This is a genomic window from Schaalia canis (genome assembly GCF_003858455.1).
Taxonomy (GTDB): Bacteria; Actinomycetota; Actinomycetes; order Actinomycetales; family Actinomycetaceae; genus Pauljensenia; species Pauljensenia canis.
In genome coordinates, this window is sequence record NZ_RQZF01000004.1 from 1 (window position 1) to 20,454 (window position 20,454).

Below are 20,454 nucleotides of genomic sequence, written 5' to 3' on the forward strand. Positions count from 1 at the left end.
GGGAGATCTGGTCAGTCAAGCCACCGTTAATGATGGACTGAATCTGCTGGATAGCGGCCTTGGCCTGCTCGGTAGAAAGAACGCGAGACATGAGTTAACTCCCTACTGTTCTGGGCATTTAATGCCTGATGTATTGCTGAGTATTTTGAGCCTATCTCTGTAATTCTATATTCACAAGCCGTTTTGATCAGCTCTTTTGGAGATCATGACGAACAGGTAATGCAGAATAAGAGAGGTGTAAGGGGATTCCTCACTCCGCGTTGAGCGCCGTATGCCCTATTGCATTCGCCCAGTTTCACACCATCTTTCCTTCCTATCCCCGCCCCCACTCCCCTGCAGGCACATACCCGGATCGGCTCCCACATGTGACCCCGCAGTAGGAAATGGCCTCATACTCTCGTGTTGCCCTATGAAGTCCCATCCGGACGCACAGAGGCTCACCCGTGCTTCACGGCTCAATGCTGCGCTGACATAAGCCTGCGGGGGTGGAGCACACAATGTGCTCCACCCCCGCAGCTGCAGATTCAGGCGGTATAGGCTCAGGCAATACCGGCCGAGGCGGGACTGATTCAGGCAGTACCACTCAGGCCGTAGTGATTCAGCGGGTAAACGCTAGATCACGCCCCTGAAACCTTCGGTGCCACGACGATGAGCGGGGTATCAAACACCCCATGAACCGTCAGCGACCCATCAGCGTACTCAGCGTCACTGCCAGTGATAGCGCCCTTAATGCGGGCGGAGGACCAATCAAAACCTTCAGGCAGACTGGACACGATAAATGTGCCTTTACAGTCATCGCTCACACTCTCTGAGGCGATGAACACCGTGCCGTGATCCTCATGGCCGATCGCTCGCACCCACGCCGAGGTGCCGGTGAAGGCGCACACGGCTTCTGGCGCATCCATGGCATGTCCGCGAACCAGCTCTTCCTTACCAGCAACCATCCACGCTGCCATGCCTTCCAGGCAGTCGATCTGTTCTTGAGGCAGGGTACCGTCGGCGCGCGGACCCACATCAAGGAGCAGACGTCCACCCTTGCTGACGACGTTAATGAGGTGCTTGAGGGCAGCAGCGGAGCTGAGGTAGTGCTCGGGGCCTTCAGCGCGGTTGTAGCCAAAGGAGAGGCCAATACCTCGGCAGTTCTCCCAGGTTTCCTCACCTTCGTTCTCTGACATGTGCTGATATTCGGTGGTGAGGAAGTCGTGATGGACGCCGCCGTAGCGGTCATTCGTCACGCCTTCGGGGCATTTCGCGTAGAAGTACTCGAAGAGTCGCCCGAGGCCGTATTCATTGAAGTGCTTGCCTTCATCAGGCCACTCAATGTCATTCCAGAACACGTCGGGCGCATAGCGATCAATTAGGTCAACTGAATGGACGTAGCAGTAGCGGGCGTACTCAGCGTCCTTGGGGCGGCAGCGATCCATCACGTCATCTTGATGGATGATCGGGCGGAAGCGCCGGTAATGCCAGTCCAAACCACCCGAGTAGTACACGCCAAAGCGCATACCGGCTGCACGGGTCGCCTCGGCAATATCAGCAACGAGGTCCCGGCGCGGCCCACGACGAACCGTGTTGCGATCCCCTGTTTCAGGCGCATCCCACAAGGTGACACCATCGTGATGCTTGGTGGTGGGCACGACGTAATCGGCCCCCGCTCGCTTGAAGAGGTCAGCCCAGGCTGCTGGGTCAAAGTTCACCGGGTCCCACATGTCGAGGAAGGCCTCGTAGGACAGAGTGCCGTACAGGTCGAAGTGCCGCTGAGCCGCCTCGGAACCTTCAATGCGGATGGTGTTGAAGTACCACTCGGCGTAGGCATTGTGGGTGAACCACTTCTCCCAGTCTTCCTCTTCACCGAGTTCAGCGTAGGGTTCAGCCCAGGCGGGCACGGAGTATGGTCCCCAGTGGATGAAGATTCCCAAGGGGGTGTCGCTAAACCACTGAGGTGTGGGACGTTTGAGGTCGTCCCAGGTTGTTGCGGTGAACTCCATGCTTATCGGCCTCCGAAAGCGCCCAGGGCAACGCCCTTTTCAAGCTGTCGTTGCAAGAATACGACGATGACAATTGATGGGAGCGTCGCCATGGTGACGGCAGCCATCATTGGACCCCAGTCGGTGCCTCGTTCACCGGAGAACATCTGCAGACCAAGGGGGATGGTGGCCAGGTGAGAGTCGTTAACGACGATCAGTGGCCACAAGAAGGTGGACCAGTAGTCAATGAAGGCGAATACGCCGACCACCAGAATGGGGGCTTTCAGTAGTGGCAGGAGGACGTGGAAGAGAATGCGCACGTCTCCGCAGCCGTCAATGCGTGCGGCTTCTTCAAACTCGCCGGGTAGTGAGAGCAGGAATTGGCGGATGAGGAAGGCGCCGAAGGCACCAAAGGCGAAGGGAACGATCAGAGCAAAGTAGCTATTGACCAGTCCGGCCTTTTGCATGCCGATATACAGAGGGATGACCAAGACTTCCTGCGGGAGGACGAGGGTACCCAGGAACAGGAGGAAGAGATGATCGCGGAAACGGAAACGCAGGCGGGAGAAGGCGTAGGCCGAGAGGACGGACACGGTCATAACCAGCAGGGAGCCTGCGGTGGCAACCAGCAGCGAGTTGAGGATGATTCGCCCAAAGGGCATGGATTGCAGGGCCGAGGGATAGTTCGACCAGGCGATCTCGCTACCCATGATCGAGGTTCCCGTAGAGAAAACTTCGACGGTGGGCTTGAGGGAGGTGACGACCATCCAGAAGAAGGGGAAGAGGAAGAAAGCCCCGATGAGGGTCATTCCGATAGTGGAGATCGCCCGGTTGAGGATGCTGCGCTGAGTGACGCTGTGGTGGCTGGTAGTGGCGGTGCGAGTTTTAGGCATCGTAGTTCACCCACCTCTTTTGTTGCGTGAATTGGAGGGCGGTGATGAGCATGACGACGACGAAGAGCACCCATGCCATTGCTGAGGCGTAGCCGAGCTTGTCGAAGGAGAAGCCGTTGCGGTACAGGTAGAGCACCATGGTGTTGGTGGATTCGCCGGGGCCACCCAGGGTCAGGAAGTAGGGCTGGGCGAAGACCTTGAAGGCACCGATGACGGTCATGACCGTGCAGAAGAAGACGGTGGGAGAGATCATCGGGAACACCACGAGGAAGAAGCGGTTCCAGCCGTTGGTGCCGTCAATCTTGGCTGCTTCCAGTACGGAGGTGTTGAGTCCGTTGAGGCCTGCGGTCAAGACGACGATGTTGTAGCCCAGGCCCTGCCACAGGGACATGAGCAGCAGGGAGCCCATGGCCAGCGTTGGGTGGTTGAGCCAGGGGATGGGGTCGATCCCGAAGGTGCCCAGGGCGTTATTGACCACGCCATTGTCATTGAGCAGGAGGCGCCAGATGAGGGCGTTTCCTGCCATGGGGGTGACAACCGGGATGAAGAAGATGACGCGCATGAGGCGCGACCATTTTTCGGGGATTGCCTGGAGCCAGTAGGACAGGGCAATGGCGATGATGAGGTTGAGGATGGTGTAGAGGATGGCGAAGACCACGGTGTTGCGCATGACCGTCCAGAAGGCCGGGTCTGCTCCGCTCAGCATCCTCGTGTAGTTATCGATGCCGACAAATTCGGCTCCTCCGTGGAGTGACCACGAGAAGAAGGAGATAACAAGGGAGGCGATCAGGGGGATGACGATGAAGAACAGGAAGCCGAGCATGCCCGGGCCAAGGTAGATGGCGGCTTTCAGGCCGTCACCCGTGCGGGTGTCCGCAGAGACTTTGTCCCTGCGGACACCCTTCCTGTCTCCATTGCGCGTGCCCTCAAGGGCTGCACTGGAAACACTCACGTTGGGTCCTCGCTATTCGGTAGCGGTTTGAGGTGATGGCTCTTACTGTGCGCTACCGGCAATGGCGGCAAGCATGTCAGCTGCGGTTTGGGTGCCGCGGTAGCCTTCGGGGCTGTACTGGACGAAAGAGGTCGACACCTGGTTCCAGGAGTTGTTCGACACGAAGGGAATGCCCTTCTTGAGCAGTTCCTCAATGGCGGCAACGTTGTCTGCGGGCTTCTTGGCTGCCCAGCGTTCAATCTGAGATTCAACGGAGGGAACGGTGCCCTGCGTTTCAGCGACAGCGCCGATGACCTCGGGGGTGACCAGCTTCATGAGGACCTTGAAAGCGCCTTCCTTGTCCTGGCAGGTCTGGGAGATGCCGAAGCCGGAGCCCTGGATAACGCCAATCGTGTCACCGGAAGGTGAGGGGACGACAGCTACGCCGAGGTCTTCGCCGAGTTCCTTTTCAAAAGCGCCGTACATCCAGGGGCCGTCGAAGATCATGGCGGCGGTGCGGGCGTTGAATGCGCCCTGGCCGACATCGTCACCGTCGGCTGCGGAGGGTGCGGCTGCGACCTTGTGGACATTGACGAGGTCGAAGGCGAATTGGACGCCGTCAACGAATTCCTTATCGGTGATTCCCAGAGTGCCGTCTTCCTTGGTGACAACGCCGCCGAAGGAGTGGGCGAGGGTGCCAGGCGCGTTATCCATGAAGCCAGACTTGATGGCGACGCCGTACTTACCGTCCTTGGTCATGGCTTTGGCATCGGAGAGGAACTGCTCGGTGGTGTAGTTCAGGCCGGGCAGTTCGAGGCCTGCTTCTTTGAACATGGCCTTGTTGTAGAAGAGGACGTCGGGTTCAGCGTCGTAGGGCAGGGCAAGAATCTGTCCATCAACAGTCATGCCTTGCATCATGGCGTCGTTGTACATGGAGACGTCGATATTGTTGGCCTTAATGAGGTCATCGAGGGGGGTGAGGATGCCCTTGAGTTCGTGGGAGCGTGCGGCCTGGGTGGTGAGGATGCAGGGGGCATCGGGGTCGGTCATGCGGGTCTTGACCTTGGTCCAGTAGTCACTGAAGGCAGGGCCGTCGAAGGTGAGGCTGAACTCGGGATCGGCCTCCTTTGCGGCGTCTACGAAGGCCTGCCATTGTGCGCGGTCATTGGCCGTGGAGACCCAGGTGAACATTTCTTTGGTGTGGTCGGCACCTGAACCGCTTTGCTCGCCGCCGCCTGAGCAGGCAGCAACACCGAGAACCATTACCGCTGTGGACGCGATGGCGGCAACCTTGTGGAACGTCTTCACTGTCATCATCCTCCTGAGGATGTCACCCCTTCGTGCGTGTTTGACGTCATCGTCACGAAAGTCATTCTGTGCTTATGTGGAGCGAACTCCGTAGTTCGCTGTGGCCCATGCCTTGACGCCATCGTTAGCGCTACCGGAGTTAGGCGACTACACCCTCCGTCGGGTGTCAACACTTGAATGTTACATGGCAACTCTATGTCAGGACAATAGAACGGGAGCTATTTTTTCAGACCTCTGTCAGATCTGGCGTAATTCCGTCGAAAAATCACGGTCCGCAAGTTTTCCATCACGCCGCGGACATCTGTGCATGGCTACTAACAAAGATAGTTTGTACTGTCATTTAGCATCGCCTCCGCTCCCCCGCCACCAACTCCCCTCAAAGGGCCTCTGATAGGCAAAAAGGGTGCAGGTGGGTGACTCTCACTGCCCCGGCCACACCCCACACTCACACGCCCTCACATCACATGCCGTTGTCCTCGTGCATCTGCACAAGCGTGCGCCACCTCGCGGCGCGGTCTTCAGGCAGGGTGTCACCATCAACGATTCCCAGATCCGCATCAATCACCATTTCCTCGGCAGAACTCGACGATGGCCAGGCTTCACACACGTCGACCACCACCACTGTGACATTGTCTCTGCCGCCTGCTTCGATCGCGGACTTCACGAGGCACTGGGCGGCCTCTTGAGGCTCTTGCACGCCTGCGAGGATGTGCATGATGACCTCGTCGCTGACTTCACCATGCAGACCATCTGAGCAAAGAAGGTAACGGTCTCCGGTGACCGCAGGGAGAGTGAGTTGGTCAATGGCGAAGCTGGCACCAAAACCCGCACCCAGCGCCTTTGTCAGCACATGCTTTCGCGGCATCACCTCAGGAAATACCGATTCGACAAATCCCAGCGCACAGAGCTCTTGGTATTCCGTGTGATCGACTGTCAGCTGTGTGAGCTCCCCGCTCCGATACCGGTAGACCCGAGAGTCCCCAATATTGAAGATCCGCACGCAGGGCAGTTCAGCATGTGTTGAGAAGACAATTCCGGTCATCGTTGATCCGGGTGCACCCTCTGACCGTCCGAGTTCAGACAGACTTCGAGTGGTGTAGTAGAGCGCGGCCAGCACATCACTTGAATCTGCGAAACCACCGTGAGGGATATGGGTGCTCATTTCCTCAATCACCTTGGCGGAGGCAACTTCACCCGCACGATGCCCGCCCATTCCGTCTGCAACAACAAATAGCGGAAAGCGCGCAATATAGGAGTCTTCATTACCGCGTCGAACCAGACCTTGATCCGTTGAGACACCGGAAGCAACGGTCACCCCACACGGACTTTTCTCTCCATCCGTGGTGGCATTTGCATTTAAGAACATGCCACTTGCCTCCGATACGCGTAGGCCAGAAAAGGCATACACACAGGAGAAATGGGCGCATCAGCCCATAAGAGTATCCCCCTTTGTGTCTGGCCATCATCGTCGGTGGGCCAAGTATCCATATTTGCTTCCTGGGCGTCGTGGCATCAAACTCAGCGATCCTCGCAGCGCGTATCATCCCCCAGCCACTTTCATGTGACAGTCGAGGCCAACGCGCCGCCAGCAACACTACCGTGATTGTAGTCCCAGGAAAGAGTGCTGCGAAGGCACTCACAGATATCTTCTTCAGCATTTTTCCGATGTGCCCCTACGTGGTGCTTTTCCCCACGCGTAAGCTCGACGCATGGCAATCTTTTCATCTTCCAATGCGAGATCTTCGGCAACTGCGCCCTGCCCCTGTCTTTCGGGTCATACTCTTGCGCAGTGCTGCCTGCCCTACCTTGAGGGAGCCCCCGCCCCCACGCCTGAAGTCCTCATGCGCTCGCGCTACACGGCCTTCGTCTTTGGCGACGAAGACCACCTTTTTCGCACCTGGCACCCTCGCACCCGCCCTCGCCCTCCCCTGTATGATCCGTCAATTCGTTGGCGAGGCTTGGAGGTAGTGCGTGCTGGCGTCGCGGAGGATGGCGCGCGTGATAACAAAGAGGTGCACGGCGAGGGCGGCGCTGCGACTTCCACGGGAGCCGCAGCACCCATCGGTGTGGTGGAGTTTCGCGCCCATTGGAGCGACGCCAGCGGACGCAGTGGGGTTATGCACGAGGTGTCCCGCTTTGAGAAGCGCGGCGGGCGCTGGGTGTATGTGGATGGGAATGTCAAATAGGGAGGTGTTACGAGACGCGAGTGAGAACCAGCTTGGTTTCACCTCCACTGGTTAACTCAATGGTCGTGTCATCAACGACGTTGATAGTGAAGCTCGCGTTGCCACCGAGGGCGCCGGTGAGGTCCAAACGGAGCTTTCCTCCGTCTTCATAGAAGGCGTAGGTGTCTTTCGGGCTGAAGATATTTGTCTCTTGCCCATTGAAGATCACGATGCTTCCGGGCGTGACGATGCCCCACTTTTGGTCTCCTGTTGCCTTCCACTTTCCTTCGATGGCAATGTCACTCGTGTCGGCGGTTTCATTGACGGAACCGGTGCTTTCCTCTGCGGGCATTGGCGAATCGGGGAGATTTTCTGTCATTACTTGTTCGTCGGTCACCAGGCTGGGCCCGTCGGCAGAGGGCATCGACTGCGAGGAGCACGCGCTCATCGCAGTGGCGAGTACAAGGGCGCTAACTGCCGTACAGATGCGGGAAATATGGTGATGTCGAAGCGTCACAGCTCCCCCTCGATTTCTTGTATGTGTATGTTAAGGATCAACGTTCAAGAGCTCGGCGGAGGCGAGCTGAGAGGATGCGGAAATCCCACAATCCTGGGGTGGTGTAGGGAGTCACGGGGATGAAGTAAAAGAGATTGGTACGTGTGCGGAGCATTTCGACAACATCGAAACGTAGTCTCATATGACCATCTTCTTCGTAGTGAGTCAGAGCGAACTTCCCCAGGGTCCAAAACTTTAGATTGGTCAGTTCGTAGCCAATCATGGAGTCTGCGCCGTCATCATCTGTCATATGCCCGAGGGTTGTGACTCGGCGTCCGAGGTCACGAAATCCTGCAACGACATTCTCGGAGCGTTGGAGAACTTCTTCGAAGGACAGCGTGGTGGGAATGTCGAACTCGTATTCAGCGATCTTATCTTCGATGCTCATCGTTAGTCCTCAGTCTTCGTCGCGTTCAAGACGGATCTTTTGCCACAAGACATGGCCGTAGTAGGACAGACCGAGTCCGGCAAAGAAGAGAAGCGCCCAAAAGGATCCTGCACCCGATGCTGTGCCATAGTTGTCCCTGGTGGTTAGAAAGATGAAGAAGGCTATCACAGCGAGGACAAAACCCCCGTACCTGAATCCAAGGGCGATAGCGTGTTCAGTCTCCACAGTCGTCCACCTTTCTTTATGATCCATATCTCCCATAGCTCTGCAACAGTTCTCAACTGTCGTCGCGTCAACTCTTCCACTCTCGATCCGATTTGCCTATGGGGATCGCTCCCCATAGGCGCTGTCGCAATGAGCTGCTACGGTCGGTAATTATTGCAAGAATGGTGACCAGGCTACGGTGCCAAACATCCCTGGATCCACGCTTGCATGGAACCACGCTTGCGATGGAGGGGTCCTGTGGAGACGAGCCGTAAGAGACAGCATCTACTGATGGTCGTAGCGGCCTGTACCCTGGCAGGATGCGTTCCTAGTTTTCTCATCAATCCACCAGATTTTTCGGAGCAATCCGCACAAAGCGTGCCACCACCACCTCGGAAGGTGAAGGTCGAAGCACCGAAGGTCACCCCCGTACCCGCAGAACCGCCTGCGGAAGTCAAGAAGTCGATACCTGACGTTATACCTCTTGGGGAATACGTCAGCGGATTTGACGGGTGGCGTGGAGGCGCTATCGTCTCCCGAGAGTTCACGAATGAGATGGGCACTCCACAAGCTATTGTTCGGGTGTGGACACCCGAACTTGAGAGTTTCAGGGAATGCCGACTCAGCCCGTGGCTCAGTGGTGAAGAGCCAACAAACGACGACGCCTACAATGTCCCCCACGATTACAGGTACCTAGATGTTTCTGCGACAACAGCAGATGTGCCCGTTGTTGCTGTTGCCTATGACGTCAGGGTCAAGGGAACGGGGCTTGTGGGCGATAAGGCCAACACCTACTTACAGACCCTCAACCCGAAAGATTGCACTCTCGGTCCGCGCCTTGATCTGGGAGTGAGCTACGAGGCGGCCAAGGCTGAGATTCCGGTTGGGTTCATCTCCTACTCCGAAGAGACTCTAGTCCTGCGCGTCGGAAGTGAGGCCATTGGCGTCAATCCGCAAAGAAGAGAAATTGTTTGGCGCGAGTCCTTCGAATGGGACACATACAGCTTTCCTCCCCACCATCCTCTAGGCGAGAACACCTTCCTCATTGACCCCTATAAAGAAGGTTTTCCCACCACCGTGAATAACGCCGATACGGGTCAGCCGATTTTCTCAGCACCATCAGAGGTTGAGCCCGCCTATACTTCATGTCAACATCCGCATGTCCACGGACGAATTGGCAAAGATTCATACGTGATTTGTAGCGTGTACTTGCAACACCCATACCTTGTCTCTGGGGGCAACGTACAGCCATTATTCAACGAAGTAGTTGAGCCCAAGCTGACCCACCTATCACGGATCGACAAAGATCATTGGGCGACTTTCGGATTCCAACAGCCATTCGGAGACTACCTCTCTAGCGATCAGAGCCTCATTCGCCTGACAGACACGGGTGAGATTGTCGAACTACTGTCGGCTGAAAGAGTAGAAGCACTCAATCTGAGCATCTTTGGAGCCTCAGGCGGAAAACTCTACGTCAAAACAACCTCCGAACTGGTCGAACTTGACACTGACGGTAAAGAAACCGGCCGGAAGTGGCCGCTATCGCGAGCCAATGACTTCTCCGTACCTGTTGAAGATCGTTTTATTGGTGGCGAGGTCTGGACGCTCTGGGGCCTCAATGCGTATGGGCATTCTCTGTACGTCACTCGAGCGGCAAAAGTCCCCTGGGACGCAACCTACTAGGAGCCTCAAACAGTGTCTATTCCTGCAGCCTGGTACCCCGACCCAGACAACGCTTCTCTACTCCGTTGGTGGGATGGCACTGCCTGGACAGAGCATCGTCACCCTCTGCCTGCCAGTGCCATGCAGGGGGATGCCTCAAAGGCGCAGCACCCAGCCACATCGGCACCTGATCTTCTCGTGACTTCAACGCCGTCAGAAACACCAACGTCACATAGCGTCGAGAGCCTAACGCCGATGACACCCGCAACTTCCGCTGTGGGTAACCTTCTCCTCTCCCTGTTATCAGTACTATTACTCATTACATCGGCCTTTATGCTCTACGTCTTTCACCATTCCGACAGTCTTGCTTCTTCCTACATAGATGATCTCGAACAACTGCACGCAACTGAACTGCAGATGAGTAAGGAAATTGCAGGACTCAAAGATGAGATTCAGCGTCTCGAAGACATTGCGAACGGGATGTGAACAATGGAAACGGAAGAGATGACAGTTTCTAGAGCTCCTCGCAGGGCGCGTACCTCAACACCCGTGAGGATCATTGCTGGTGTTTCAGCGGTGGTTTTCACGTTGACAGGTCTCGTTGCAGGGGTTAGGTTTGCTGAAATCGTTGGGTTTCACCGGGAATCCTCCGCCCTCCATGCCCGAGTTGATTCACTCATCAGGGAACACGATCACTTGCGTGCGCGCGTTGATGAGCTTGAGGCGAGTCCTGAGATGGAGCAGTATCGTGAAGACCTCCAAAAGGCGAAGGACTTCTGCGACCAGAAGGGCCTGGGGGAATTGCCTGTAGGCTTGATTGAGCAGGCCATTTTGGCCGGAGACATGGCTGGCCGACTGGAGCAGGAGGCGCAACGCTTGTGCCCCGAAAAGATGACGCTCTTAGATTTGACCAATAAGGTTGTTGATTCCGCGCGAGATGGCCTCGATTTTTCGTGCACATCATCGGATTCTCTGATGACGATCTCGGGAACATTGCAATACGGCCTACTGTCAGGATTCCCTGGCGGAGTATCAAACAGCCTGTTGGACTTCCGCATTGAAGGCTCTTCGGTCCGAGGCGAAGATACGCTCAATAGTGAAACCATTGATCTCACCCATGTTGTTGCCGGTGTTCCCCAGCCCTTCAGCATCTACGTACCCATTACCAGGGGAGATCCTGATCAGTGCTCAATTCGTATTGATAGTTGGTGGCCGTCAGGCTACTAAGACTGGCGTTCACGCATGTCACCTCACCTCGTATTCCACCGCCGCCCTCGTCCTACCCCTCAAGAGGTACATATGAGTAACTCTCCCCTCAGCCCTGAAACGGCCGCAGATGCGACCACCTCAATCCCTCTTGCAGCGAAGGTGACTCTGGGCGTTCTTAGTGTCCTGCTAGCGGCCGGAGCAGGAAGTGCCGCTGCTCTGTGGACTTCACCAGCGAGTGCTCCTGCGCGTGAGGTATCTTCACCTCAATCCGATGGGCGGGATACCCCGCCCATGAGTGAGACAGCTTCCGCACAGGAGGCGAAACCCGTGGATGCACCTCAGCCACCTACTTTTGACGAACTCAAGAACGCCGTCCTTGATGTCCCACGCAATGCCGTGGTTGATCTGGATCGCAAGGTCATCGGTGATCAGTCCGATGGCAAGTCTCCTGACACAACGCCCCGCCAGTTCCGCGACGGCCTTTTTATTGCCGAGGGTGCCGACTACGATCGTCTTGAGCTTGTCGAAGCGTTCCCCATGACACTCGGTGACACGCGCGTGACCTTGGTGCATATGATCCGCTCCTATGAGTATTGGAGCGCGCCACGCTCCTACCTGGTGGCCTATGCCCCTGACATGACCATCAAAGGCCGTCTGGTGCAAGTCAGTGAGGAAATGAAAAACTACGTTCCCCTGGTCGTCTCGGGTGCACCATTTTCGAAGGTAAGCGTCGAGGGCAACACCATCACCTTCGCCATCGAACAGATTCCTCTTGCCGAACCAGATCCCTGCTTTGATTGTCGTACTGTGGCTCGTGTTTTTGCTCAATGGGACGGTGAAGCTATCAATCTGACCGACTACTTTTTCGAATCCGACGGACTCCGTTACCGTCCCGCGAGCGTCGCCACCATCCAGGATGTCGCGACAGCCCTTAGCGAGGGGAACGACGACGTTGCTCGTCCGTTCTTCCGTGACGATGCGTGGATGGACTGGGATAAGCCACATAGTCCCCTCGGCGGGCCAGGCGAGCGGCAAATCCTTTTCAAACCTGGCGTAACCATCGATTCATGTGAGCTGCTCTGGGACGTGCGCGACAAGCCAAAGGCCCGCCGCGACGGTTTGCAGATCGACTTTTCCACCTCGCAAGAGCTTCACCCAGGAGATCAAGCCTGCACAATCGTAAACCCAAATGGGGTGACCGGGTTCTTCCACGTTCGCCCCACCGGTCTGGATAGTTTCGAGATCATTAACTTCACGGGACTTTATGGGTAGCGGGTGATGGATTGGAAAGCGGAATCATCACACCGCACCCCACATTCCGAGACACTCGCTCGTCATGCAAAAGCATGACGAGCGTTTGTTTTACTAACGAACTACATTTGACATGCTAGTTTTCACGCTCTCTCAACTACTGCATCAATGACGGGGACAATTACCCATAGACAACCCCCCCCCCTTTTGAAATAGTGACCATGCACTGTGTTGTCAGTTTTTTAAGAACTAAACAGGCATCACGCACCCGTACTATTCCGGACGAAATGAGTAGCGATGAAAAGACTTCCAATTCGACGCGCACTAGCAATATCCGCGACCTCCTCGTTGCTGAGCATGCTCTTAGTGAGTGGCGCCTATGCCGGTACTCCTGATGACGGCACTCCATCCGAGAATCTCAGCACGACCGTCAGCAGCGAAAGCAGCCCTCAGCAAGCGAATGAGAGTTCAGAGGAAGCGCCCTTAGACCCCTCGGAAACCGCCGAAAAGGTGGCGGATGAAGGTGAGAGTATTCCCAGCGAGCCTGCAGTCGCAGTATCATCCGAAGGTGCGGGATTCCGCTCAGCTGGCACAGCTACGCCGCCAAGCACACAGCCTCGCAATCCTGAAGCTCTGGTGAATTGGGAAGCAGACTTCCCCGATCCTACATTCCGCGCTGTCGTACAGAAAGCGGTCAACCGGTCAGGTCGCAAAGATATCAACACAACGAAATACAAGCATATTGCCAATCTCATTGGTATTCGGTCCAGCGACATCGCCGATAAGAAGGCTCTATCTGACACCCGCGGCATCGAGCTGCTCACCAGTCTGAGGGAGGCAGACTTCCGCGAAACCTCCATCACCTCACTGGATATCTCAAAGAACCCCTCGCTCGTCCGAGTTCGCCTTCAAGGTTCAGCAATGTGCCCCGCTGTCGACATTGTGCACGCCGGCCTTCCGCAACAGTATGATCCGGAGGAATGTGGCACCTCCTTCCACACTGTCGGCGATGTGCGTATGCCCTCCTGGGGTACCTACGTTATCAATGGGACTAAGCGATACTTCTCTTGGGATCACGGCGAGTCACCTCTGTTCAATATCACCCCCGATTCACGCGATGAACGTCGCCCACTGAAGTGGGAAAAGATTCCATCTGGCATTAAGTTTTCACACTTAGTCGGAGGAAAGTTCCAGCGTGACGAGGTTCGGACCGTTGATAATCACGGTACTATTCACTCTAAGGTAACGGTCACTAATATCACCGATAAGACTCTTGGGACGCATCTTATTGAATGGTCCAGGGGGTCGATTAGAGCGCAAGCTTTGGGTGGAAACGCCCACATACGTACTGACGGGAATGTGACCTTCTACACGACCTTCTATGGAGATCTTCCTGCGGGAAAGGTCTACGTTGCTTCGGCCCATAACACAGCTTCGTCCTCTCACACAGGGGATGGGATGCGGGAACAAATCACCCGGGAATCCGCCAAGCCGCTTGATGAGCTGAAGGAAGGCACCCCCGTTGAGGGAAACACCATTATGCTTCTTGATCCGCGCGCGATGGCTCCTGGAAACTCTCTTTCCTACTCCTACAGTGTAGGCCTTCAACGCATCAAGACCGTTGCATCCGTACGCATCGACTACATCAGCGTGAATTCATCTGGCGCAGAAACCGTTCTCGCTTCCACGTCGAACGAAGGTGCCCCCGGTAGTGTCTGGGATTTCTCCACCTACCCTGAGCTTCCCGTAGGCTACGAGCTGGACCCTCAACGTCCGTCCCCCACCGGAATTGCCTACGGTAAAGACGGTGCTTTGACCATCGTCAAGGTCTACATTCGCAAGAAGGGCGCTTCCTCACCCGGCGACACTCCCAACCCCGGAACCACTCCTCCGGCCAACCCCGGAACCACTCCTCCGGCCAACCCCGGAACCACCCCCGGAACCACTCCTCCGGCCAACCCCGGAACCACTCCTCCGGCAACGCATACACAGCAACCTGACACCACAATCACTGTGAAGCCGAAGGAGCGCACGCATTCGCGCAGCACTGAAATGAAAACCAGTAGCAAGGAGCTTGCCAAGACTGGCTTCGATGGCAGTCTAATCATCCTCGCAACAGTCTTGACCGCCAGCGGTGCGGGACTGATGTATCGTCGTCGCAAGTGATAGCTAGCTAGCTCTCTAAGGTTGCCCGCCTCTCCATTGGGGAGGCGGGCAACCTGCAATACGCCACCTGATCCCGCAAGACTCTGGTAACTGATTGGCTTTCCTTATGAATATTAAGAAAATTGCACTCCTTGGCACCTGGAGCGTTTTAGTAGTCGCAGTGTTTGCGGGTACATTTTTCGTGGTCCGCCACTGGACCGCGCAACGCGCACTCGATGCACAACCGCTTCCGACCACTACTGCAATGACCTCAGTTGACAGAGGCACTACGGTCGGGCAAGGTCCTCAATCCAGTGAGCAGAACCTTCCCGGTAGCAAAGATGCCAAGAAAGCCCAAGCGCAAGCCCAACGCCAAGCAGAAGAGAGTCAAGCTGCAGCTCAACGCTACGAACATGAACACTTCACGATTAGTGTTCCCAGCGAGTGGGAAGGCCAATGGACTATAGAGCAGAAACCATCCACACAGACAGCTGATGGCCGCCCTATCCTTCAGTTCTTTGCACGCTATGACGCGGGGCAGGGTATTCAAGGACCGCACGGATCGCTGATGTTTGCCCTGGTTCCTATTCATGCCGAATGGACCAAGATTGGCGGCCCTAAATTTGTTGGTCAAACAACAACCGGCTATGAGTTCTGGACTCTGACAGGAGATGGCAACCTGTTCATTGGCGCGGGACAAGCGGAGCTTACCCTACATTAGAGTGACGACATCTCATCTTGACGCATCTCGTTTGTTACTAACGGCACTCGGCAGGGGATCTTTCACTTCACCCGTAGTAGCGGTTGAAGGCGACAATCCGAACGTCACCGTCATCGAGTGGGCGCACAACGAGCAGGGACTGAGCGGTGACCTCATCACTTCCTATGTTGTTCTGGTAGATCGGGCAGACGTAATCTCCTGCCTCGAAGCCCAAACTTTGGGGCACAGTGAAGTTCATGCCATCGTTTCGGTAATAGGTGTACGTCCTATCTTGGAGAGAACCAATAAGCCTACAGTTCCTGATGTGGGGGTTGTGGTCAAACGTCACTGTACGTAACGAGGCTTTGCGGGTAGACCCTGGGAAGATCGGGGCATCCCACTCTTGCCAGGCACCTTCGAGGAATAGAGGGCGGATACTGTTGTAGTCCCCTGCAGCGATGGCATCGACAACCTCCTGCACGCGCGCTTCATTGAGGCGAGGAAGGGTGCGCCCATTGGCCTCGTAGGTGTAATCCTCAAGGTTGAGGTACTGCCCGTCCCAGGAGGCAGTCACATGCGCACTCGCATGCCCACACTCCTCACACTGAAGATCTTCAGCGAGGCGAATCTTGGGAATGGTGAAGCCAACGGCGTTCCCATCAACTGCTATATCCGCAAAAAGCCTGGAATTACCGCTGGCCGGAATGAAATCAGTTATTTCATCGGATCCGGCATAGAGGTTACCTTTTACGAGCATCTCCGGCGAGTACACGGTGAGGAAGGATTGGAAGTCTCCCCTTGGGTACTGGCACTTGAAATGGATGAGGGCGCCTCGGTCATTCCCGTTGCTTACGACGGCATAGTCCTCGATAGAGAGGCGCACGGCTAGTTCAGCACCCGTGGCCAAGGCTTTCCCATCCGTGAAGGCGACCTTGACGGTATTAGGGGAAGCCCCGTATTCCCCCACCAGGTAGGTGCATCCAAGGGGGACATCGAGGGTCATATTGCCCATCTCTTCGCGAGTAGGGGGAAGTTTCACTTCCGGTTCTGATGTCGCAATCGTCTCGGTTGAGGGGGCGGACTGTGGAGCGTTGGCGGCCGATGCAGTCGACTGAGGTCTGTCGCTGTGAAGCGAGTCGACCTGCTGGGGAGTGAAAAGCTGGTAGGCGATAGTGCCTCCCGTGATCGCAATGACCACGCTGAGCACGCCGAGCGTTACTTTGGCAGCAAGAGGCACGCCCGTTGTCGCGCCGGATGCGCCTACGTTTGCGCCTGATTCAAGAGGCATAGCAGCACCTTTACTGAACTTCATCTCGCATCGCAAATGGATAGCGTTCCTGTAGCAGACACTTTTCCACACTAGTTCAGTGCTCCAGAATCCCGAGCACTTCACCCTTAGGAAGTAGGTAGTTTGACCTTGATCTTGTCGGCTTTTGGCCTGAGATAGCCTTGAACATGCCTTAACTGCCACTCTGAAAGTCGGTGGATTTTAGGGCTGCGTCCCGCGTCGGTAGCTGCTAAACCATCTTGATCTGCAACTAGATAGGAGCCGTCGTCATTTACCTTGGTAACCACCGCGACATGCCCATATGCTCCCCCACCCAGACATACAATGTCGCCGACCTTTACCGGGTCATTTAAAGAAATCTTATCGAAGTAAGCTGGATCAGCTCGCGAGAAGAGCGTAGAAGCATCTCCTGCTCCCGTCGCCGCCACTGCTTCTTTCGGATTTAGACCATAAATATGTCCTGTGTATGCCTGCACATAATCAACACATTGATATTTGTAGCCACGGCCATATCTCGCATCACCGTTATACTCAACCGGTTTTCCCGGCGGATAGGCTCTGAGGAAGCTCTCAACAGCACTATGTCGCATGATTTCGCCGCGCACAGTTTTTTCCGCATCTCTCATCGCTCTAGCAATGCCATAACCAAGGGCGTCGAGCCAAGTCTTCGGCGCTTCATGAGAGCTCGCATCGTCCTGTTCATTCAGGTGCTTCCTTATCTTCATGGCCAGCTCGTTAAGCGCATAGACAACCGCGGTCATTTGTCCAAGTAAAACCGAAGACCATAGAAAGAGGAACTGATCGGCATCACGCCCTTGCCATGACGCATTCCGTATAAGGGCATTAATCTCGCCTTTTTCTCCATCAAGACGCTGCGCTGCTTGCTGCACTACCTGCGCAAGCCTCTCCATATCTTCAAGATTCGCTCCGTACATCATGATGACACCTCGTTGTGTTTCACTTTTGTTGTGGAATAGATTACGAACTCTCAGATACTGCGAACCACGAAGAAATCTCGAACCATGCCACCATCGGAGGAATCGCAACCGCGAGGCAGCCAGACTCCGTCTCTTCCAGGTCAACAAGGAAGAATCGTCCACCAACCTTTAGTCCGATAAAGAGCTCGGTATTAACAGAGTCCTCTTCTCCTTGAACAACCTTGCTTCCTGCGTGAACAGACCAGCTCCCCCCATTGACTGCCTGCAGGAAAGTCTCATCTTCAGCGCTGACGTTCCGCAGGAGTGTTTCGAGGCGTTCGCACTCTCCCAACAGCGCTGCGGACACAAACTCTTGAGGAAGATACACCGCGCTAGGAGCACCCACCGGTTGAGCCAGCAGTCGAAGAGCGTCCGCGAAATGCATAATCATTTCGGCTCTACTAAGAGCCATAAGGCGGTACTGATTATCCCCTTGAGTCGTCACTACCGTCGATTGTTCAGATCCGTTATACCCCGAGGTGCGAGTATAGCCATCCTTGGTCGTCACGATTGTTTCGATGACTTCTTGCGAAGTTGCCATTCCATAAAGGATGATCCTTGCAAGTTCTGTCATACCTTGATGATCAAGTAGTTTTTTGTCTCTCAGGCCCTCGAGGATGCTTTCATGAATGCCCTCAATATCACTCCCATCGTCCTCAGAAGCATACTGAATGAATGCGTTGAGCTCCTCACGGTTAAGGAATACCGTCGGAGCTTCCTCCCGATTCTCTGTCATTTCTCATCGCTCCTGGCAAGAATTCGCAACATCAAAAAATACCTCGGTCATCGTGCTCAGTTCTGAGGTGGCACACGTAGCATCCAAAGTGAATGTGCTTGTCTCACCAATCAGCAGCCATCTCAACAGGGTGACAGCCGTTCTTTCCATAATGTAAGTTCCGCACACAAGAGCACCTGAGTAGTAGTCAGATGCCCAGGGCTGCTGATCAACAACAAAGAACCCCGGAATCTCATCAACTAGAGATTGAATCGATTCTTGTAGCCATTCCTCAATATTCTGTGGGATCGAAGGAGTCGAAAGGACCACCATGTTGGCCACGAAATCTTCTACAGCTTCGGGTCCCACATATATCGCTTCGACGATTTCCTGGGTTTTACCCTGATATTCGGAGGCATCTACCGCCGCCCAACCCTTGGGGAGTGGAACCTTTACAAGTGACTCAGTGTTATTCACGCTCGACACCAACATACTCCATCAGTTTCTATCGGAAGAATCCGCCAAGAAAGTTTCCAACTTTCCCGGCAATTTTGGCTCCACCTCGGATGACGTGTGCAGCACCTGAAACGACCGGGGAGACCCGTTCGAGCACTGACACCACTGGGGCAGCTGCTTTCACAATATTTGTCGCTGCACCACCAATCGCTTTAAGGGCTGGGGCTGCGGATTGAGTAACGAACTGCCCAGCAATGTCACCTAAAGCTCCTCCTGCGAGGTTACCGCCGACCGCTCCGATGACACCACCAACAACTGCACCTACTGGACCTCCAATCACAAATCCAAGCGCAGCGCCACCTGCAGCTCCACCCTTCGCTCCAGCCCAGGCAGAAACAGTTTTCACACCGGAGTAGACACTCGCATGAAGGATTCTTTCTCCTTCGCTCATATTCGCATTTGAGCGGAGTTCCTGATACTTCGAGAGCCCATCAGAGGCAAAGGTTAAAGCGGTCGAAACCCTCCCAGCATATTTTCCGACTTTATTGAATCCCCTCGCGATCTTCTGAATCTGTCCCGCATGCCCTACACGATCAGCACCCTGAATGAAATCCTTTACGAATCTCTCTGGTCGGAAACCGTCTCGAATTTGCTTTATTCGACCTAGGAAAGTTGATGCAGCAACCCCAGGCATTCCAAGTGCGAGTCCGCGAACCACCCCGTCGGCAACGTTGGCCCCAAAATTTTCAATAAGGTTACCGGACTTGCCAAGAACCTTGCTCCATCCTCGGATCGCACCACTGTCAGACGCCTTCACGCTACGATCTTCGCTTCTCGCAACATTGCTGGCTCCAACGCTGCCACCAGATACCGCCGACGCCTGATCCTGCTGATTTGCATTCCGTTCAAGACGATCAGCCTGTGCACGCAAGCTTGCTGCAGAAGCGCGTACTCGGGGGGCTAGAGCTGAACCCCATGCGCCACGAAACCCATCGGCATCGCGACCTTGCCACGGAGACGAGGAGAGTGCATACGTGACAGCAGGAATCACATCACCTTCTAGAACATCAGCCTTTTGGCGGAATGTCGCCGCTAGGCGCCGAAGATCATCAACATTTGCGCCGACCGCTGTCACGAGCTCACTCTCCTACATTTTTCATTCACAGTAGCGTGTCTGCAAATAAGGTGTGTGGCCGGTGAACCCGGCCACACACCCCACCTTCGTCAGTGGCTGTTGTTGGATGTTTGCTCCTGCTCCTGAGCATTCTTGTTGGCACGCTGCTGTGCATTGCGCAGAGCCTGTGCAACGTTGCGCAGCTGAGTGCTCAGGGTAGTGTTCCAGTCATTGCGGAACTGATCAGCATCCGGGCCCTTCCACTCCGTGGTGCCAAGCTGGTTGGTGATCGTGGAGATCACTTCATCAATCGTCTGAGCCTTCTGTTCCAGCTGCCTAGCCAGTTGACGTACCTGCTCGATGTTCATCCCGTAGAACCCGGCCATGACCTTCTCCATTCTCTGTGTCTGTTCCCTTGGATCACGGTGATCCAAGTGTGTTTTCAGGACTCCATCGCCCTATGCCTCTAGCGTGCCAAAGCGATGAAATATCAACAATGGGGAGGACTACCCATGGAGAACTCCC

General features: G+C 55.3%; 21 protein-coding genes. 7 read left to right on the forward strand and 14 right to left on the reverse strand.

Features of this window, described 5'->3' with window-relative positions; translation table 11 throughout:
- Positions 1 to 617: 617 nt before the first annotated feature.
- From EII11_RS05500 to EII11_RS05520, 5 genes are all read right to left on the reverse strand, one after another.
- A complete protein-coding gene (locus EII11_RS05500; RefSeq protein WP_124869823.1) occupies positions 618 to 1,988 on the reverse strand; it encodes an alpha-L-fucosidase in 1,371 nt (456 codons plus the stop codon).
- A 2-nt stretch (positions 1,989 to 1,990) separates the two neighbouring features.
- Positions 1,991 to 2,860: a carbohydrate ABC transporter permease gene (locus tag EII11_RS05505; protein ID WP_124869826.1), complete on the reverse strand. Its 870-nt coding sequence runs from the start codon at positions 2,858 to 2,860 to the stop codon at positions 1,991 to 1,993.
- Positions 2,853 to 3,683: a carbohydrate ABC transporter permease gene (locus tag EII11_RS05510; protein WP_124870115.1), complete on the reverse strand. Its 831-nt coding sequence runs from the start codon at positions 3,681 to 3,683 to the stop codon at positions 2,853 to 2,855. Before EII11_RS05510 ends, EII11_RS05505 begins: the two co-directional genes overlap by 8 nt.
- A 171-nt stretch (positions 3,684 to 3,854) precedes the next feature.
- Complete coding sequence (locus EII11_RS05515) at positions 3,855 to 5,105, reverse strand: ABC transporter substrate-binding protein (RefSeq protein WP_205649249.1); 1,251 nt, start codon at positions 5,103 to 5,105, stop codon at positions 3,855 to 3,857.
- Between the two features lie 454 nt (positions 5,106 to 5,559).
- On the reverse strand, positions 5,560 to 6,465 hold the full coding sequence (locus EII11_RS05520; RefSeq protein ID WP_124869832.1) for a PP2C family protein-serine/threonine phosphatase: 906 nt from the start codon (positions 6,463 to 6,465) through the stop codon (positions 5,560 to 5,562).
- Positions 6,466 to 6,808: 343 nt separating this feature from the next.
- Here EII11_RS05520 and EII11_RS05525 point away from each other — a divergent pair, with 343 nt between their 5' ends.
- The gene (locus EII11_RS05525) at positions 6,809 to 7,285 is read left to right on the forward strand and encodes a YchJ family protein (protein WP_124869836.1); all 477 of its coding nucleotides are present in this window, start codon (positions 6,809 to 6,811) and stop codon (positions 7,283 to 7,285) included.
- A gap of 7 nt (positions 7,286 to 7,292) precedes the next feature.
- On the opposite strand, the gene EII11_RS05530 is transcribed toward EII11_RS05525, so the two are convergent.
- From EII11_RS05530 to EII11_RS05540, 3 genes are read right to left on the reverse strand one after another with little or no spacing between them, the layout of a single operon-like run.
- The gene (locus EII11_RS05530; RefSeq protein WP_124869838.1) at positions 7,293 to 7,781 is read right to left on the reverse strand and encodes a hypothetical protein; all 489 of its coding nucleotides are present in this window, start codon (positions 7,779 to 7,781) and stop codon (positions 7,293 to 7,295) included.
- Positions 7,782 to 7,818: 37 nt separating this feature from the next.
- Complete coding sequence (locus EII11_RS05535; protein WP_124869841.1) at positions 7,819 to 8,208, reverse strand: hypothetical protein; 390 nt, start codon at positions 8,206 to 8,208, stop codon at positions 7,819 to 7,821.
- A 9-nt stretch (positions 8,209 to 8,217) separates the two neighbouring features.
- Positions 8,218 to 8,433 carry a hypothetical protein gene (locus EII11_RS05540; protein ID WP_124869844.1) on the reverse strand — a complete coding sequence of 72 codons (216 nt, stop codon included), beginning with the start codon at positions 8,431 to 8,433 and terminating at the stop codon, positions 8,218 to 8,220.
- Between the two features lie 378 nt (positions 8,434 to 8,811).
- On the opposite strand from EII11_RS05540, the gene EII11_RS05545 reads away from it, so the two are divergent.
- The 6 genes from EII11_RS05545 to EII11_RS05570 all read left to right on the forward strand — a co-directional run bounded on the left by EII11_RS05545 (position 8,812) and on the right by EII11_RS05570 (position 15,400).
- Positions 8,812 to 10,095, forward strand: a complete 1,284-nt coding sequence (locus EII11_RS05545) for a hypothetical protein (protein ID WP_124869847.1) — start codon at positions 8,812 to 8,814, stop codon at positions 10,093 to 10,095.
- A gap of 12 nt (positions 10,096 to 10,107) precedes the next feature.
- Entirely contained in the window at positions 10,108 to 10,560 is a 453-nt protein-coding gene (locus tag EII11_RS05550) for a DUF2510 domain-containing protein (RefSeq protein WP_124869851.1), read from the forward strand.
- A 210-nt stretch (positions 10,561 to 10,770) separates the two neighbouring features.
- Positions 10,771 to 11,301 carry a hypothetical protein gene (locus tag EII11_RS05555; RefSeq protein WP_124869855.1) on the forward strand — a complete coding sequence of 177 codons (531 nt, stop codon included), beginning with the start codon at positions 10,771 to 10,773 and terminating at the stop codon, positions 11,299 to 11,301.
- 72 nt (positions 11,302 to 11,373) lie between these two features.
- Positions 11,374 to 12,555 (forward strand): hypothetical protein, encoded by a 1,182-nt coding sequence (locus EII11_RS05560; RefSeq protein ID WP_124869858.1) that lies wholly within the window; start codon positions 11,374 to 11,376, stop codon positions 12,553 to 12,555.
- A gap of 345 nt (positions 12,556 to 12,900) precedes the next feature.
- The gene (locus EII11_RS10755; RefSeq protein ID WP_205649244.1) at positions 12,901 to 14,700 is read left to right on the forward strand and encodes an LPXTG cell wall anchor domain-containing protein; all 1,800 of its coding nucleotides are present in this window, start codon (positions 12,901 to 12,903) and stop codon (positions 14,698 to 14,700) included.
- Positions 14,701 to 14,806: 106 nt separating this feature from the next.
- The gene (locus EII11_RS05570; protein WP_124869865.1) at positions 14,807 to 15,400 is read left to right on the forward strand and encodes a hypothetical protein; all 594 of its coding nucleotides are present in this window, start codon (positions 14,807 to 14,809) and stop codon (positions 15,398 to 15,400) included.
- Positions 15,401 to 15,467: 67 nt separating this feature from the next.
- Here the strand turns inward: EII11_RS05570 and EII11_RS05575 are convergent, their stop codons facing one another.
- The 6 genes from EII11_RS05575 to EII11_RS05600 all read right to left on the reverse strand — a co-directional run bounded on the left by EII11_RS05575 (position 15,468) and on the right by EII11_RS05600 (position 20,327).
- Complete coding sequence (locus EII11_RS05575) at positions 15,468 to 16,667, reverse strand: hypothetical protein (RefSeq protein ID WP_124869868.1); 1,200 nt, start codon at positions 16,665 to 16,667, stop codon at positions 15,468 to 15,470.
- Positions 16,668 to 16,774: 107 nt separating this feature from the next.
- Positions 16,775 to 17,605: a CHAP domain-containing protein gene (locus EII11_RS05580; protein WP_124869871.1), complete on the reverse strand. Its 831-nt coding sequence runs from the start codon at positions 17,603 to 17,605 to the stop codon at positions 16,775 to 16,777.
- A 40-nt stretch (positions 17,606 to 17,645) separates the two neighbouring features.
- On the reverse strand, positions 17,646 to 18,380 hold the full coding sequence (locus EII11_RS05585) for a hypothetical protein (protein ID WP_124869873.1): 735 nt from the start codon (positions 18,378 to 18,380) through the stop codon (positions 17,646 to 17,648).
- Positions 18,381 to 18,383: 3 nt separating this feature from the next.
- The gene (locus tag EII11_RS05590; protein WP_124869876.1) at positions 18,384 to 18,845 is read right to left on the reverse strand and encodes a hypothetical protein; all 462 of its coding nucleotides are present in this window, start codon (positions 18,843 to 18,845) and stop codon (positions 18,384 to 18,386) included.
- 19 nt (positions 18,846 to 18,864) lie between these two features.
- A complete protein-coding gene (locus tag EII11_RS05595; RefSeq protein WP_124869879.1) occupies positions 18,865 to 19,950 on the reverse strand; it encodes a hypothetical protein in 1,086 nt (361 codons plus the stop codon).
- A gap of 89 nt (positions 19,951 to 20,039) precedes the next feature.
- The gene (locus tag EII11_RS05600; protein ID WP_165867077.1) at positions 20,040 to 20,327 is read right to left on the reverse strand and encodes a WXG100 family type VII secretion target; all 288 of its coding nucleotides are present in this window, start codon (positions 20,325 to 20,327) and stop codon (positions 20,040 to 20,042) included.
- Positions 20,328 to 20,454: the final 127 nt, after the last annotated feature.

Coding starts and splice junctions, on each gene's coding strand:
- EII11_RS05500 (WP_124869823.1), bottom strand. CDS start 1,988: ATGGAGTTCACCGCAACAACCTGGGACGACCTCAAACGTCCCACACCT.
- EII11_RS05560 (WP_124869858.1), top strand. CDS start 11,374: ATGAGTAACTCTCCCCTCAGCCCTGAAACGGCCGCAGATGCGACCACC.
- EII11_RS05520 (WP_124869832.1), bottom strand. CDS start 6,465: ATGTTCTTAAATGCAAATGCCACCACGGATGGAGAGAAAAGTCCGTGT.
- EII11_RS05575 (WP_124869868.1), bottom strand. CDS start 16,667: ATGCCTCTTGAATCAGGCGCAAACGTAGGCGCATCCGGCGCGACAACG.
- EII11_RS05585 (WP_124869873.1), bottom strand. CDS start 18,380: ATGACAGAGAATCGGGAGGAAGCTCCGACGGTATTCCTTAACCGTGAG.
- EII11_RS05510 (WP_124870115.1), bottom strand. CDS start 3,683: ATGCTCGGCTTCCTGTTCTTCATCGTCATCCCCCTGATCGCCTCCCTT.
- EII11_RS05580 (WP_124869871.1), bottom strand. CDS start 17,605: ATGATGTACGGAGCGAATCTTGAAGATATGGAGAGGCTTGCGCAGGTA.
- EII11_RS05570 (WP_124869865.1), top strand. CDS start 14,807: ATGAATATTAAGAAAATTGCACTCCTTGGCACCTGGAGCGTTTTAGTA.
- EII11_RS05505 (WP_124869826.1), bottom strand. CDS start 2,860: ATGCCTAAAACTCGCACCGCCACTACCAGCCACCACAGCGTCACTCAG.
- EII11_RS05535 (WP_124869841.1), bottom strand. CDS start 8,208: ATGAGCATCGAAGATAAGATCGCTGAATACGAGTTCGACATTCCCACC.
- EII11_RS05525 (WP_124869836.1), top strand. CDS start 6,809: ATGGCAATCTTTTCATCTTCCAATGCGAGATCTTCGGCAACTGCGCCC.
- EII11_RS05600 (WP_165867077.1), bottom strand. CDS start 20,327: ATGGAGAAGGTCATGGCCGGGTTCTACGGGATGAACATCGAGCAGGTA.
- EII11_RS05515 (WP_205649249.1), bottom strand. CDS start 5,105: ATGACAGTGAAGACGTTCCACAAGGTTGCCGCCATCGCGTCCACAGCG.